This window comes from Aquimarina sp. EL_43, assembly GCF_943422735.1.
Classification (GTDB): Bacteria; Bacteroidota; Bacteroidia; order Flavobacteriales; family Flavobacteriaceae; genus Aquimarina; species Aquimarina megaterium.
This window is the reverse complement of record NZ_CALSBR010000001.1, coordinates 2,488,315-2,504,361: the sequence shown is the minus strand read 5'-3', so window position 1 is coordinate 2,504,361 and position 16,047 is coordinate 2,488,315. Positions and strand designations below refer to the sequence as shown.

The window sequence follows — 16,047 nt, the reverse complement described above, 5'->3', positions numbered from 1 at the left end:
GAAAATTAAATTATATTTTATTGGTCTAGATACCGAATATATCGCTAGAGTTTTTAGTAGTAATTGCAGCTATTTCTTCTATAGGTTTTTGATATATATCTGAGAGTTTTTCTAAAATATTAAGTAAATAAGAACTTTCGTTACGTTTACCTCGATATGGAGTTGGTGCTAAATAAGGTGCATCTGTCTCCAGGACAATATGGTCTAATGAAATCTGATTTAAAAATCTATCTATTTTACCATTTTTGAAAGTAACGACACCTCCTATTCCTAATTTCATATTATACCCTATAGCTCGATTGGCATCGTCTATGGTTCCTGTAAAACAATGAAAAATCCCAAATAGATCATCACTTTTTTCGGATTCTAATACTTCAAAAATCTCTTCAAAAGCTTCGCGACAATGTATTACTATAGGTAACTTGTATTTTTTTGCCAATTGGATTTGATATTTAAAAGCTTCTTGTTGAGCCTTCAAAAAAGTTTTATCCCAATACAAATCTATACCTATCTCTCCTATTGCATAAAAATTTTTGTCGACCTCATTATTAGAACGTTTTTTAAGTTCATTCTCTACAAATACAAGTTCCTCTTTGTAATTCTCTTTTACATGGGTAGGGTGCAATCCCATCATCAAAAAAACATGTTTTGGATACTTGGTCTCTATTGCATACATAGCATTGGTATATGTAGAATCAATAGCAGGAACAAAAAAGCGTGTCACGCCATTTTTTATAGCCCGCTGCATCATTTCATCCTGATCCTCATCAAAGGCTTCACTATAAATATGAGTATGGGTATCGGTTAGTATCATGCCGCAAAAGTATTAAATTAGAGTTAATACCAGCCAGCAATCTATTGCTTTTATTATTGAACACTTTTCAGCTTTTAATTCTAAGCTATAGAATTGTATCTTTTCACTTCTAGATTAAGTTCTTTACTAAAACTATTTTAAGATTCGCTATACAGGAAACAAATTAATAGATTACAAAACATCACATTTTTTTCAATAATTCTTGAGCCCGAATGTAATCTTCGGCATCTTCGGGTATATTCTCTAACAATGTAGCGCATTGATCATATTTTTTTTGTTTCAGTTGGTTTAATGCTTCAAACCATAATGCTTTATATTTATACCCCGAGTTTCCTTGATACAGTTTCTCTAAAACCTGAGTAGTTTCTACATATTTATCTTGTTCTAATAATGATATTCCATAATAGAATTGATATTCTGCATTATTTTCATCTTTTGACAATAATATCAACAGGTACTTTTCTGCTCCCACGTAATCTTTTGAGTTAAAAGCATGTTCTGCATTCTTACTATTCCTTTCTGTACTTCCTCTTTCTGTAATTGATAATTCGGGAATATTCGCAAAATCACTATATACAGGGCTACTTTGTCCAAAAAAGTATACGCCAAAAATCACAGCTACACTTGCAGCCGCAGCATATGCCCAAACGGGCATTCTTATCACTTTGGTTTCTTTTGCAGTTGCTTTCTTATTAAAATGTACATCTCCAATCGCTTTTAAATTACCTTCTAATGCTTCTTCCTCTTTTTCTGAAGTAAAACGTGTATCTAGATGTGAATTTAACTCTTGATATAGTTTAAATTCTTCTGCAATAGATACATCCTCACTAATCAGTTTTGTTAACATTTTTTCTTCGGTAGCAGAGAGTTCGTTGCTACAGAACCGATCAAACAGCTCATATTTTTCTTCTGGGGTCATAACAAATTCTTTATTTTATTAAACTTAGGAGTGTCTTGAACAAGTTTTGTTAACTGACCAATACATAAAGACTTTTTCTTACGAACATACCCATAGGACTGCCCTAGTTTTAAAGCCACTTCTTCCATAGATTTTGTAGTAAAAGTTATCTTTAATAATTCTTTACAAGCTTTACCTAATTGGTCAAACATCTCTTTAAAAAGTTCATGTTTTGCATTAAAAATCTCAGTTTCTTCTGCAAAACGAACACTCTCGTCATCTATAGATACAACCTCTTCATTAATTGTTACCTGATTATTAGAATGCTTTTTTAATTCATTCAACCATTTACGTTTACATAACAGGAAGAAATAGGCATCAAATGGGCAGGTAAGTTGTAGTCCTTTCTCTTTTGCCTGTTTATAAATAGTGATTAAAGTTTCTTGGATAATATCCTGAGCTCTGGATTCATCTCCACTATTATTTTTTATATACCTAACTACTTTCGGAACGAATTTATCATAAATCTCGGTTAAGACTACTGTATCATTCTTCAAAAGAGCTTCAATGTATTTCTGATCAGAATGAAATTTGGTATTTCCCATAAATAGCGAATATAAGCGACTAATTTAAAAAAAGTTATCAAGATAAGGGTAACAAAAAATCAAAGCTGTTGATCTGATGTTGTAAACAATAAAATTTCGAAAATCATGAAAACATCAAATAGAACAATTGCAATACCAAAAAATAGTAGGAGTGCAAAAAAAGCTATGATGAGTTTTTTACTTTTAGGCTTAGCTATTCTTTTATTAGGAAGCTGTAAAAATGATGATAACGATATCATTATCGAAAGAATCATTAATGGAATAGAACTACAAAAAGCAATCAAGGATAACCGTGAAGAAGCAATGCAGACTTTTGTAATGAATGCCGAATTAGGAGGACATATGTATGGAGAAGAAGGTACACGACTACATTTTCTCCCAAACAGTTTTTTAGATCAAAATGGCGACCCGGTTAGCGGAAGTGTTACTATCGAATTAGTAGAAATCTATGATAAAGCCAAAATGCTACTCACCAAAATGCCGACCAATGGCAAACGCCCAAATGGTGATATCGAGACTTTAAAATCTGCTGGAGAATTTTTTGTAAATGCCAATCAGAATGGAAATCAACTACAACTTGCAAATGCGTTTGAGATTTTTTCGCCAAATGAAGATTTTGATCCCGAAATGAGGTTATTTAAAGCCGCAGACGATGGTTGCGACAGCGACGTAATCGATTGTGATGTCGTTTGGGAAGAAAACCAAGAAGGAAATATTGACCTTGGACAGGGAGAAGGGCCTAACGGAACAGGAGTAACAGGATATTCTGGTTTTATCAGCAATTTCGGGTGGACTAATATTGATCGTTGGTATAATGATCCAAGACCAAAAACTGTTATTTATGTAGACGCTCCTGAAGGGTATGACAACACAAATTGCAATATATATGTGTCTTATGATGGGGAACCAACTGCATTAGCATTATTAGACACTTATATTGAAGAAACCGAGTTATTCTCTGAACATTATGGGCTAATCCCTATCGGATTAGAAGTACATTTCATATTTGTATCTGTTCAGGATGGTGAGTATACATATGCAATACAGGGTGCAACGATAACAGAAGATCATGTAGAAGTAATTGGGTCTACCACTACAGGTACCGAAGCCGAATTAATAACACTAATAAATGGGTTACCATAAATCAAAAATTGTACTGGAATATGTAAATTAGTTAGCGGGGGTTACGGCAAATTCCAGTATATATTCCGGGAGGTAAACTTCCGGAATATTTTTATCAATATTTCTAATTTAACTTTTTACTTATCTTTAGTAACTACTAATAACAAATCATGAGGGGCTATATCTTATACTGTACTGTATTATTTCCATTGCTATGTATTGGACAAATACTAACCAACGATACCATACCTAGAATCGCACCTATATCTTATGAAATTAATGGAAACCAAGTAGTTTATGGAGCAGAAATGCCACCTTTAAATCAAATTGCCGGTGCTCCCAAAGCTTTTTATACCTACTATTGGGAATTTGGTGATGGTAATTATAGTTTTAAAGAAAAGCCTGCACATCGGTATACTTCTTCAGGAACATACGAAGCCAAACTTTGGGCAACCAACAACTATGATAATGGAAAACCACCTACAAGCAGGCCAAAATCAATAACTGTGAGTGATGCATCCGATGAAGCCTCTATAGGTCCTAATTCCCCTTTTATTGAAGATGATGATTTAATTCTGAAACGAAATCGCGAACCTATTCCTGATCAGGAAATGATATTTATTACAAGTTATAAGAATACGAATAACTACATTTCTAATGGTAAATTATACTTGTTTTATAATGATAATCAATTTAAAAATGACAACTTTATTCTGGAAGATACCAGATTACATCATGAAGAAAAAATTATTCCGCTACCTATTATTTCTGAAACGCTCTCCCAAAATGACGATCATACTTTATTAGCTTCTTCAACTCATACAACACTACAAAACAGAACATTATTTGTTCAGGATACTACCAAAAGAAAAAACCTTCCACTTACATTAGAAGAATCCAAATCATTGTATCGCAATTATCAGGTAATTGCATTTAATGATATGCAGCCTGGTGAAGAACGAAACATTTTCAGGACTCTAAAAACAACACCCGAAATGATCAAAGATACCAGTGCTATTGTTACACTAAGAAGTATCTATGTTCCCGATGAAAATTTTGACAATCACACTGTGAAGGATACAGAAATGGAAATTGTTACTTCTCATGATCCCAACAAAATGTCTTCTAATGGTTGGTTAATGAACTATCGGTTAGTTCGTTTTAAACGCCTCAAATTTAAAGTGCGTTTTCAAAACAACGGAGAAGGTCCTGCCAATACTATAAAACTAGCTGTAGACACTCCAGAAATGTTTGATAAAGCTACATTGAAAATTGATGGCATGTATCCCGAATGCCCAATTTGCCCTAAAGAAAGAGAAGTTAATTACAGTTGTCTCGATACTATTCTAAAAAAAGACAAGATCATTTTTCAGTTTAATCGAATATATCTTCCCGGAAGCCAACAAAAGAATGTAACCGAAATAGACTCGACCAAAGGATTTGTAAAGTATTCTATGAAATTTGGTAAAGACTTTCATAAAAAAAAGACCAAAAGTCGTACTGCTATATATTTTGACAAAAACGAGCCTATTATCACCAACTATGCAACTACGCGGTTTATGCCTGGTATTTCTATAGGTGCAAAAGCAGGATATATCATGGTTCCCGAACTCGACAATCAAAAAGAGTATTTTGTTGGAGCAACATTATCTCCTTTTAAATCCTACAGAGGATACTATCAGGCAGAATTAATGGCATCTGCATCTTCTTATGACGAATTACGAAATTTTGAAACCACTTCTATAGATGCAAATGGTACAGAAAGCTTGATTCAATTCTCAGAAGCTAATACATATAATAACATTTCTATTTATGCGGTTCCCGGATCATTTCGTTATAATTTCAACAACTTTTTTGCCATGGGAGCAGGTATTCAATTAAAGATGGATATCACAAGTAAAAATGATCAGGAAACTATAGGAGAAGGATTTACGATTATTAGAAATAATGGCCCAACTCCCCCAGAAATTATTCGAAACATTGAACTTGATGTTACAGAAACACAAGAAATCAAAGATGATTTTACGAATATACAAACTGGTATTTTTGTTGGAATGAATTTTGGAACTGTACGAATAGGCCCAAGTATAGGAGTTAGATATGTTCATAATTTTGATAGCCCAAACTCTCAAATTCAATTCTATGGAATTTGGAAGTTTTAGAATATTACTATGTATCGCTGCTCTTTGGTTTGGAAACCCAATACTACAGGCTCAGCAAAAAACAAAAACCTCAGCGTTTTTATATGATCAGTTAGATCACTTTATACAAAAACCGTCGAATTCTAAAGCACTACAGCTAAGTAAAATGATTGCTCCAAAAAAAGATCAGCTTCATACAAAAGCAGATCAGTTAGCCTGGGTAATAGTACACTGCAATCTGGGATATTACAACAATCGATATAACAACAAACCAAAAGCTATTTTATATTATGAAACTGCCTGGAAAACATATTATGAAAAAGGATTAATCGATTATGACATCATTGAAAATTGCTTACAACCTCTTGGGAATATCTATACAGAAGTTGGGGATTTACCCAAAGCCGAAACCACTATAAAAAACTATTTATATCTGGCTGAGCAATCTAAGGATACCACAAAAATTATCTCGGGAATTACTAATCTTTCTATCGTATATCATAACCAAGGAAATTATCCAAAAGCTCTCGAAATACTTAAACAAGGGTTAAATATTGACCCAAACAACATCAATTTATTAACAAACACAGCCACAAATCACCTGGATTCTGGTGACTATAGCAAAGCAAAAACTTTTGCTAATAAAGTAATTACAATAAATGCAAATCAAATAAATGCTTATCAGATTCTTGCTGCTACGGCTTTAGAGAAAAAAGAATTTAAAAAAGCTCAGGATTATATTACACAAGCCAGATTTCAATTGCTCAAAAATAAAAATACATCAGCAAGAACTATTGTCAAATGGCAATTAGCTTATATCGATATTTTATTATCCAAGTCAGAATTTAGCGAAATTCAAAAAAACCTGAAAGAAATATATACCACCCTCCTACCGGGATATTCGCCAAATACTGATTTACCATCTAAAGAATATCTTATTGCAGATAGACTTCTTTTAAAAGCGTTAGATATTCACGCATATACTTATCAACAAACCCAAAAACCTCTTTTAGCGATAGCTGCCTTTGATTTAGCTTTTGATGTAAACTCAAAACTAAATATTGTATATCCGCTTCAGGACACTCGGATCATTCAACACAGCCAAAACAGAAACAGAACAGAAGCCTATATTGATCTTCTTTTTACTATTCACCAAACCCAAAAAGAGGAAAAATATGGTGTGCAAGCATTTTGGGCAGCCGAGCATTCTAAATCCCCTCTTGTAAATGAAGCTTTGATATCCAAAAAAATACTATCTCAATACAAAAACGATTCTTTAGTCTCAAATAAAAATCGACTTAATGCAGCATTAACATCCTATGAGACTCTAATTTTAAAAGAAAAATTAAAAGGTGAGGATGCTCGTATTGATCAAATTCAAAAATGGACTACAGCTCACGACACTACATCTATCGCCCTGAAAGAAATACTTGAAAAACTTCGTCATACATATCCCAAACTACTTAGGCGTCAAAACAATATTTCTATTCCTGCTCTTCAGAAAAAATTAAAAAAAAATCATACCACTTTGATTGAATATTTTTATGGAAACCGGAACATATATCAATTTATAATCAGCCGAGATTCTTTTGAAATCAAAAAAATAGAAAACCCCGAATATTTTAAAAGTACCATCAAAAAGTATGTTCATTATTTCGACAATGCTTCGATGATTACCCGAGATATAACCGAATTTACAAAAAATGCTGCAGAGCTTTTTAATGTCTTAAAAATCCCCAAACAATCTAAAAAACTATTAATCATCCCCGATGGTCTTCTTTATTTTATTCCTTTTGAGACCCTATTATTAAAAAAGACGAATTCAATGAATTTCAGCAAAATGCCTTTTTTAATACGGTCTACTGAAATAAGTTATGAAATTTCGGCTGGTAAGTATTTGCGATCTAATCCCAAAAACCCTCAAAAAAAAACGGTTCTGGGTGTATTCCCTGTTTTTGAAAATACAGAGAAAGAACTCTCATTTTCAAAAAACGAAAGCAAATCTATACAGTACTATTTTAATGGGGATTTTATAGAAAACGAACAAGCAACTTATCAACGGTTTATTAAATTAGCAAAAGAGCATGATATCATTCATTTGTCTACCCACGCCGAATCCGGAAGCTTTTCTAGACCAGCCTCTATACAATTTTGGGATCAGGATATTCTGGTTAATCAATTATACGGAGCACAGCTTAATGCAAATCTGGTAGTGCTAAGTGCTTGTGAAACTGGTGTTGGCAGATTAGCAAAAGGAGAAGGTCCTATTAGTATTGGTAGAGGTTTTCATTATGCCGGAGTAGAAAATATACTCTTTTCATTATGGAAAGTAAATGACAAAACTACTGCTACAGTAATGAAAAACTTTTACCAAAACCTTAATCATTCTATTCCCAAGGCAAAAGCGATACATCGTGCCAAGCTAGACTACCTGGATACAGAAAGTATCTCAAATGTTCAGAAATCACCCTATTATTGGGCCCCATTTGTATATTATGGTGAGATCGGTCATTCTTATTCTTTAAGCTATTTTTGGCATAAAATAGGTATTGTTTTATTTATTTTAATTATACTACTTTTACCGAAGTTTCTTCAAAATAAAGCATGAGTACACTTCGAAAATTTTTAAACCAAAAAGAATACCACAGAATTAAATTAGTTTTTACAAAGACGAATCATTTTGAAGTTAAAGCAATATTAAATGATGTAGAGGGTAATTTTATAGTCGATACCGGTGCTTCTAACTCCTGTGTAGGGTTTGAAGCTGTAGATAAATTTTCTCTTTTTGCCCAGGATAGCGATGTAAAAGCTGCAGGAGCAGGTGCTACCGATATGCTAACACAACTTTCACAAAAAAACACCATACAAATCGGAAGCTGGTCAAGAAAAAGAATATCTCTTGTTTTATTTAATCTTAACCATGTAAATGCAGCATTGATAGCACATCATGCAGAACCTGTCGATGGTATTATTGGAGCTGACATCCTTAAAAGAGGAAAAGCAATTATTGACTACGAAAAAAAATGTATGTATCTGAAATAAGCTTAATTACTACTATAGCATATAATATGATAGCTAAAAAAAACAGTTCAAAAATAAGATTTGTTACTATTTTTTAACTAAATTTAAGTTCTAAACGTTAATATTAATCGATTTTTAATCAATGGTACGGATTCTACCATCATACAAATGTTTCCTTCAGTAATTGTTACATCCAACATCTTAGTATACAAAACTTATACTTGGATATTCTAAATTGCAAAACACGCTCATTAACTATCTAATTACCCCTGAATAAACTTTTATGGTAAAAAGTTTATATCTCAAAATCTTATAAGTTACCCCATTTATTGCAAACTTTAAATAACTATTTCCAAGCTATTTTAAGCTAATACATCTGTCAAAATCAAGTAATTATACGTATTGACTGGTTTTTAACTTTCTGTTTTCTTTGAGAAGACAGACGACCAAAAGCGAGGCTGTCATATTATATTTCAATGAATCTTTAACTTAAAAAATTAAAATTATGGAATTTTATCTTTCACAGATTGTGTATTGGGCTTGCAATTTTGCTCCCAGAAGTTGGGCATTTTGTTCTGGTGCTTTAATAGCTATATCAAGTAACACAGCATTATTTTCATTACTAGGAACTACTTTTGGCGGGGATGGCCGTACAACTTTTGGTTTACCAGATTTAAGAGGGCGTGCACCTATTGGTTTTGGTAACGGGCCTGGTTTGTCTGATTATCGATTAGGGTCACGCGGGGGTGAAGAAGTAGTGACTTTAAATGTATTACAAATACCATCGCACAATCATATAATTGATACTTCTAATCTTAATATAACAGTACAAATGAGCGTAAATAGTGGTCAGGCAGATACGCACACGCCAACTAGTGGCGTATCATTAGCAGCTCCTTATGACAGCAGTAATTTAGCTGAAATCTCAGGGTATAATTCAGAAGCTCCCAATGTGCCGATAGCAGGTGCTATAGGTGCAATCACTGGTAATGCCGACACTCTAAATACAGGAGGAAGTCAATATCACGAAAACAGAATGCCTTTCCTTACATTAAATCCTTGCATTTGTATACAAGGCCTTTTCCCGTCTAGAAATTAAGTAGTACTACAACCATTTAGTTTGCATATAAATTAAGTATGTTGTTTGAGCTATTTTTTCAAACAACATACTTCTATCTTTAAGAATTATGACTCCTATCAAAATTGGCTTTTTAACACCATATTCAAGTATTTATCCTAATTTTTTTCCACATCTTGCCACGGGTTTTTACCTTGGTCTTGGTCAAAAACCAGGAAAAAGATCAGATATCGAACTCATTCCAGAATTTGCAGGTTCAGGAGGAATATCCTCAGTCATTGAAGCCGCAAAGAAATTACTCAACTTTACTAATGTTGACATTGTTTCGGGAATGATTAGTTACCGCTCTCTTCCCAATCTGGTTCAACTCATCGACAATAGGAAAGATGCCTTGGGATTCTTTTTTGATATGGGAGAAATGTTACCCAGTTTTGATTATCACAGCCCAAATGTGTTTTTTAATTCTCATCAACTATATCAAAGTCAATATGCATTGGGATATTGGGCGCAAAAGGAATATCAACAACCTGGTTTGATTATTACACCAATATACAATTCTGGATATCACCTACATACCTCTTTTCAAGCTGGTATTAGTGCTGCAGGAGGTAATACTGTTTTACAATCCGTTATTCCATACAATACGAATAATCCTCATCACCTTGATATCGAATCGATCTTTGATAAAATCAGAAAAGAAGCTCCTGCATATGTCCACGCCTTATTTGTAGGGCCACAAGGAAATGAGTTTTTAAATCTATGGAAATCAAAATCGTGGACAAAAGACATTCCTTTATTAGTAGCAGAAAACATGTTATATCCAGATATGTTAACTGATGTAAAACATCTCGAACTAAACCTATATGGAGCCATGCTATGGAATCCGAATGCTGAACATAAAATCAATAAGCAATTCGTGAAAAAATTCAAACAAAACACTGGACAATCTCCAAATCTTTATGCTTTACAAGGATACGAAACCGGGCTTTTATTTAAAGAGCTATTACGACCTCTTAAAAAAAGGCAATGGGATGTTGTAAAAGAAAAACTACAAAAAATGAATATTGAAAGTCCACGAGGTCTTAAAAACTTCTGTTCTAAAGAAGGTTTTATAACCCCTGATATTGATATTGTGAAAATAAAAACCAATAACTCTGGAATCTACAATACGATCATAGATATTGGCAAAAAAATGAATGAAAATAACCCTATTACCAATCATATTGTAGGAGAATTAGATTCTGGTTGGGTGAATCCATATTTATGCATATAAAACTTCATTTTTTTAATTGCTGACCATACTTAATTATAAAAAAATAAAAAAACACATAGTAAAAAAAAGGAAAATTCGAATACACCTCTTAAAACCTTTATCTAATGAAAAAAATTACACTTTTATCCATGATGGTTCTTAGCTTTTTTGGCATTGCTATGGAATCATCTACAGATAACAAAAAACCAAGTATCTCTATAGAAGGAAACCCTTATGTTATACATCATATCTCTAGCCTATTTTCAGAATTAAACTTGGGATCTGACCCTATAGATGCCTATGCTATTACAAAAAAAATAAACGAACTAAATTACTATGCCCCTACAACACCCGTTACTCCCGGTACAGCGACTACATTTACAGGAACAAATTTTTTTCTAGAACCTTCTGCAGTAGCACTAAGTACTACCCAATTTGTCATAGCGTATAGATCTTCTGCTTCTGGTACGCCAGGAGAAGCTATTGTAGGAACACTATCCGGAAATGCGATCAGCTTTGGGAGCAGTACACAATTTGCTGCCACTGTAGGCGCTACACATACTGCTATTTCTGCTATAAGTGCCACACAATTTATCGTTGCTTTTGAAGATGAACGTGGAGCTTCTGATGTAGGAGAAATGAGAATAGGCACCGTATCGGGTAGTACTATTGCTTTTGGTAGCTCATTTGATTTTGCGCCTGGAGATGTTGATGCAATAGAGATGGAAGCTTTGTCTTCAACCAGTCATATAGTAGTCTATCGAGATGTCGAGGATAGTAATCGCGGAAAAGCAAAAATAATTACAGTAAGTGGGACAACGCTGTCCTTTGGAACAGCAGCAACTTTTTTAACAGACGCAACAATCTGGACCGGTCTAGATGTATTGTCTTCTAGTACTTTTGTAATTGTTTATCAGGCAACCACTGCTGGTTCAGAAGGAGGAGCTGTTATAGGATCAGTTAGTGGATCAACCATTACTTTAGGTAGTGCAAACATTTTCGAAACTAATTGCAGACAAGTTGATGTAGTAGCTATTTCATCCGATAAGTTTGTAGTTGCTTATGATGATGATGACGATGGAAACGGTTATGTTCAGGTAGGATCGGTTAGCGGAACAACAATAACAGGATATGGAACACGCCAGCAATTAATCACAACCGTCGGAGGAGTTCGACTAGCCCCTTCCTCTTCTGATAAATTTATAGCTATGTATACTCCTACAAGCGGTACCGATCCAATTTATGCAAGAGAAGGTGAAGTTACAGGAACCAATATCACGCTAAGTGCTCAAGCTACCATTCATAGTGGTAATAGTGATATTCAAGCTATGGAAGTACTAAAAATTGATGACGGAAAACAAATCTACATATATCAAGATGAATCCAACAGTAGTATTGGTACGGCAATTTATGGTGAAGCTTCGGCACCAGTACCAGATACCGATCCTCCCGTAGTGACAAGTATTTCTTTGGTAGGCACACCGGCTATCAATGCCGCTACAGTACAATATACAGTTTCATTCGATGAAAATGCTAATAATATTTCTACAGATGATTTTTCTCTAACGACTACCTCAGGAACAGCCTCAGGAACAGTGTCTAGTGTAAGTTCCTCATCAGGAACAAGTGTTACTGTAACTATAAATACAATCACTGGCACAGGAGGTATTCGTCTAGATTTAAATGGGTCTACTAACATTGCAGATGATTTAGCTAATTCTGGACCAGCAGCATTTAATACCGGAGAAACCCATACAGTAGATCGTGATGCTCCAACAGGGTATTCGGTTGCAATAGATCAAAATCCCATCAATGCCGGAAATGACAATGCAGTAAGCTATACATTTAGCAGCGCAGAAGTAGGTGCAACCTATAATTATACCTTTAGTACTTCAGGAGGAGCAGGAACAGTAACCGGATCTGGCACCGTAGCTTCTGCAGGAGCAACTATTTCAGGAATAGACCTGACCGGACTAGCCGATGGAACCATTACACTTAGCGTAACCCTTACTGATGTAAATGGAAATACAGGAAGTGCAGCAACTGATACAGAAACCAAAGAAACCGTTGCTCCAACAGGGTATTCGGTTGCAATAGATCAAAATCCCATCAACGCTGGAAATGACAATGCAGTAAGCTATACATTTAGCAGTGCAGAAGTAGGTGCAACCTATAACTATACCTTTAGTACTTCAGGAGGAGCAGGAACTGTAACCGGATCGGGAACCGTAGCTTCTGCAGGAGCAACTATTTCAGGAATAGACCTGACCGGACTAGCCGACGGAACTATTACATTGAGCGTAACGCTCACAGATATAAACGGAAATACAGGAAGTGCAGCAACTGATACAGAAACCAAAGAAACCGTTGCTCCAACAGGGTATTCGGTTGCAATAGATCAAAATCCCATCAACGCTGGAAATGACAATGCAGTAAGCTATACATTTAGCAGTGCAGAAGTAGGTGCAACCTATAACTATACCTTTAGTACTTCAGGAGGAGCAGGAACAGTAACCGGATCTGGCACCGTAGCTTCTGCAGGAGCAACTATTTCAGGAATAGACCTGACCGGACTAGCCGACGGAACTATTACATTGAGCGTAACGCTCACAGATGTAAACGGAAATACAGGAAGCGCGGCAACTGATACAGAAACCAAAGAAACCGTTGCACCAACAGGATATTCGGTTGCAATAGATCAAAGTCCCATCAATGCCGGAAATGACAATGCAGTAAGCTATACATTTAGCAGCGCAGAAGTTGGGGCAACCTATAACTATACCTTTAGTACTTCAGGAGGAGCAGGAACAGTAACTGGATCTGGCACCGTAGCTTCTGCAGGAGCAACTATTTCAGGAATAGACCTGACCGGATTAGCCGATGGAACCATTACACTTAGCGTAACATTAACTGATGTAAATGGAAATACAGGAAGTGCAGCAACTGATACAGAAACCAAAGAAACCATTGCACCAACAGGATATTCGGTTGCAATAGATCAAAGTCCCATCAATGCCGGAAATGACAATGCAGTAAGCTATACATTTAGCAGCGCAGAAGTAGGGGCAACCTATAATTATACCTTTAGTACTTCAGGAGGAGCAGGAACTGTAACCGGATCTGGCACCGTAGCTTCTGCAGGAGCAACTATTTCGGGAATAGACCTGACCGGATTAGCCGACGGAACCATTACACTTAGCGTAACATTAACTGATGTAAATGGAAATACAGGAAGTGCAGCAACTGATACAGAAACCAAAGAAACCGTTGCTCCAACAGGGTATTCAGTTGCAATAGATCAGAGCCCTATCAGTGATCTTAATGACAATGCAGTAAGCTATACATTTAGCAGTGCAGAAGTAGGTGCTACCTATAATTATACCTTTAGTACTTCGGGAGGAGCAGGAACAGTAACCGGATCAGGAACTGTAGCTTCTGCAGGAGCAACTATTTCTAGTATTGATCTTAGTGGTCTAGCAGATGGAACCATTACATTAAGCGTTACGCTTACTGATGTAAATGGAAATACGGGAAGTGCTGCAACTGATACAGAAACCAAAGATACTGGAGCACCAACAGGGTATTTGGTTGCAATAGATCAGAGCCCTATTAATGCCGGGAATGACAATGCAGTAAGCTATACATTTAGTAATGCAGAAGTTGGTGCAACCTATAATTATACCTTTAGTACTTCAGGAGGAGCAGGAACAGTAACCGGATCTGGCATAGTAGCTTCTGCAGGAGCAACTATTTCTAGTATAGATCTAAGTGGCTTATCAGATGGAACCATTACATTGAGCGTTACGCTCACAGATATAAACGGAAATACAGGAAGTGCAGCAACTGATACAGAAACCAAAGACACCCTTGCTCCAACAGGGTATTCGGTTGCAATAGATCAGAGCCCTATCAATGCTGGGAATAACAATGCAGTAAGTTACACCTTCTCTTCTGCAGAAGTAGGTGCAACCTATAATTATATCTTTAGTAGTTCTGGAGGAGGAATTAATGTAACCGGATCCGGAACTGTAGCTTCTTCAGGAGTAACTATTTCAAGTATAGATTTAAGTGGTTTAGGAGACGGAACCATTACATTAAGCGTAACGCTTACTGATGTAAATGGAAACACAGGAAACGTAGCAACGGATACCGAAAATAAAAAGACGATACCTCCAACTGCAACTATAGCCATTAGTGATTCTACATTAACAATAGGTGAAACTACTACAATAACTGTTACTTTTTCTGAAGCAATATCTGGGTTCGACAATACAGATTTAACAATTCCTAATGGAACATTATCTACCGTTACTTCTACCGATGGTAATATCACTTTTACAGCTACCTATACTCCAGCAATCGATGTAGAAGATGATACTAACATTATCATTCTTGATAATACCGGAATCACTGATAGTGTAGGAAATACAGGAACAGGAACAACAAACTCTTCTAATTTTATTATTGATATGATGCCACCTACAGCAATTGTAGAAATTAGCGATGGTGAATTAACAACAGGCGATACAGCTACTATAACCATTACTTTTTCTGAAGCCGTAACTGGTTTTACTAATGCAGACCTAACAACACCTAATGGAACGCTTACAACAGTAAGTTCTACCGATGGGAATATCACTTTTACAGCTACATACACTCCAACAACCGGAATAACCGATACAGAAAATAGTATCACTTTGGATAATACCGGAGTAACCGATATTGCTGGCAACCCAGGAGTTGGAGTTACAGATTCTCCCAATTTCACGATTAATACGCAGCAAGAAATTCCAGTAACAACACTTACGTTTGATAAAGGATTTTCTCCTAATGGCGATGGGATAAATGATACCTGGGTAATAGAAGGAATCGAAGATTTTCCTAATCATACTATTCAGCTTTTTAGTAGATCAGGCGCTAAAGTATTTGAAGCTAAAGATTATCAAAATAATTGGGATGGAATCTCCAATGGCCGTTTAGCAGTTGGAAATGGTAAATTACCTGCCGGAGCATATTATTACATTATCGAAACAGGCAGTCAAACAGTACCTCCCCTTATCGGATGGATCTATATAAACTATTAATCATGTATAGTTTCAAAAAGAAAGAATCTAAC

Annotated in this window: 10 protein-coding genes; 7 read left to right on the top strand and 3 right to left on the bottom strand. The window is 35.4% G+C overall.

The genetic code is table 11. The annotated features are described in order from the left end of the window. Window positions 1-25: 25 nt before the first annotated feature. The 3 genes from NNL09_RS10725 to NNL09_RS10715 all read right to left on the bottom strand — a co-directional run bounded on the left by NNL09_RS10725 (window position 26) and on the right by NNL09_RS10715 (window position 2,317). Window positions 26-814: a TatD family hydrolase gene (locus NNL09_RS10725; protein ID WP_025668052.1), complete on the bottom strand. Its 789-nt coding sequence runs from the start codon at window positions 812-814 to the stop codon at window positions 26-28. Window positions 815-995: 181 nt separating this feature from the next. Next, entirely contained in the window at window positions 996-1,733 is a 738-nt protein-coding gene (locus tag NNL09_RS10720) for a M48 family metallopeptidase (RefSeq protein ID WP_196911134.1), read from the bottom strand. Next, entirely contained in the window at window positions 1,730-2,317 is a 588-nt protein-coding gene (locus NNL09_RS10715; protein WP_025668054.1) for an RNA polymerase sigma factor, read from the bottom strand. The genes NNL09_RS10720 and NNL09_RS10715 overlap by 4 nt, the downstream gene beginning before the upstream one ends. A 105-nt stretch (window positions 2,318-2,422) precedes the next feature. Between NNL09_RS10715 and NNL09_RS10710 the strand changes: the two genes are divergently transcribed. The 7 genes from NNL09_RS10710 (at window position 2,423) to NNL09_RS10680 (ending at window position 16,015) form a co-directional block, all read left to right on the top strand. Beyond that, window positions 2,423-3,460 carry a hypothetical protein gene (locus NNL09_RS10710; protein WP_196911135.1) on the top strand — a complete coding sequence of 346 codons (1,038 nt, stop codon included), beginning with the start codon at window positions 2,423-2,425 and terminating at the stop codon, window positions 3,458-3,460. Between the two features lie 149 nt (window positions 3,461-3,609). After that, the gene (locus tag NNL09_RS10705) at window positions 3,610-5,601 is read left to right on the top strand and encodes a PKD domain-containing protein (RefSeq protein ID WP_196911136.1); all 1,992 of its coding nucleotides are present in this window, start codon (window positions 3,610-3,612) and stop codon (window positions 5,599-5,601) included. Next, window positions 5,582-8,188: a CHAT domain-containing protein gene (locus tag NNL09_RS10700; RefSeq protein ID WP_196911137.1), complete on the top strand. Its 2,607-nt coding sequence runs from the start codon at window positions 5,582-5,584 to the stop codon at window positions 8,186-8,188. Before NNL09_RS10705 ends, NNL09_RS10700 begins: the two co-directional genes overlap by 20 nt. Further along, a complete protein-coding gene (locus NNL09_RS10695; RefSeq protein WP_196911138.1) occupies window positions 8,185-8,622 on the top strand; it encodes a retropepsin-like aspartic protease in 438 nt (145 codons plus the stop codon). The genes NNL09_RS10700 and NNL09_RS10695 overlap by 4 nt, the downstream gene beginning before the upstream one ends. A 484-nt stretch (window positions 8,623-9,106) precedes the next feature. Beyond that, window positions 9,107-9,700: a phage tail protein gene (locus NNL09_RS10690; RefSeq protein WP_025668059.1), complete on the top strand. Its 594-nt coding sequence runs from the start codon at window positions 9,107-9,109 to the stop codon at window positions 9,698-9,700. A gap of 88 nt (window positions 9,701-9,788) precedes the next feature. After that, window positions 9,789-10,952 (top strand): ABC transporter substrate-binding protein, encoded by a 1,164-nt coding sequence (locus tag NNL09_RS10685; RefSeq protein ID WP_196911139.1) that lies wholly within the window; start codon window positions 9,789-9,791, stop codon window positions 10,950-10,952. Between the two features lie 104 nt (window positions 10,953-11,056). Next, complete coding sequence (locus tag NNL09_RS10680; RefSeq protein ID WP_196911140.1) at window positions 11,057-16,015, top strand: Ig-like domain-containing protein; 4,959 nt, start codon at window positions 11,057-11,059, stop codon at window positions 16,013-16,015. The last annotated feature ends 32 nt before the right edge of the window (window positions 16,016-16,047 follow it).

Bases quoted from the DNA above. Each gene is read 5' to 3' on its own strand.
- NNL09_RS10720 (WP_196911134.1), bottom strand. From the start codon at position 1,733: ATGACCCCAGAAGAAAAATATGAGCTGTTTGATCGGTTCTGTAGCAAC.
- NNL09_RS10715 (WP_025668054.1), bottom strand. From the start codon at position 2,317: ATGGGAAATACCAAATTTCATTCTGATCAGAAATACATTGAAGCTCTT.
- NNL09_RS10705 (WP_196911136.1), top strand. From the start codon at position 3,610: ATGAGGGGCTATATCTTATACTGTACTGTATTATTTCCATTGCTATGT.
- NNL09_RS10725 (WP_025668052.1), bottom strand. From the start codon at position 814: ATGATACTAACCGATACCCATACTCATATTTATAGTGAAGCCTTTGAT.
- NNL09_RS10690 (WP_025668059.1), top strand. From the start codon at position 9,107: ATGGAATTTTATCTTTCACAGATTGTGTATTGGGCTTGCAATTTTGCT.
- NNL09_RS10680 (WP_196911140.1), top strand. From the start codon at position 11,057: ATGAAAAAAATTACACTTTTATCCATGATGGTTCTTAGCTTTTTTGGC.
- NNL09_RS10700 (WP_196911137.1), top strand. From the start codon at position 5,582: ATGGAATTTGGAAGTTTTAGAATATTACTATGTATCGCTGCTCTTTGG.
- NNL09_RS10695 (WP_196911138.1), top strand. From the start codon at position 8,185: ATGAGTACACTTCGAAAATTTTTAAACCAAAAAGAATACCACAGAATT.
- NNL09_RS10685 (WP_196911139.1), top strand. From the start codon at position 9,789: ATGACTCCTATCAAAATTGGCTTTTTAACACCATATTCAAGTATTTAT.
- NNL09_RS10710 (WP_196911135.1), top strand. From the start codon at position 2,423: ATGAAAACATCAAATAGAACAATTGCAATACCAAAAAATAGTAGGAGT.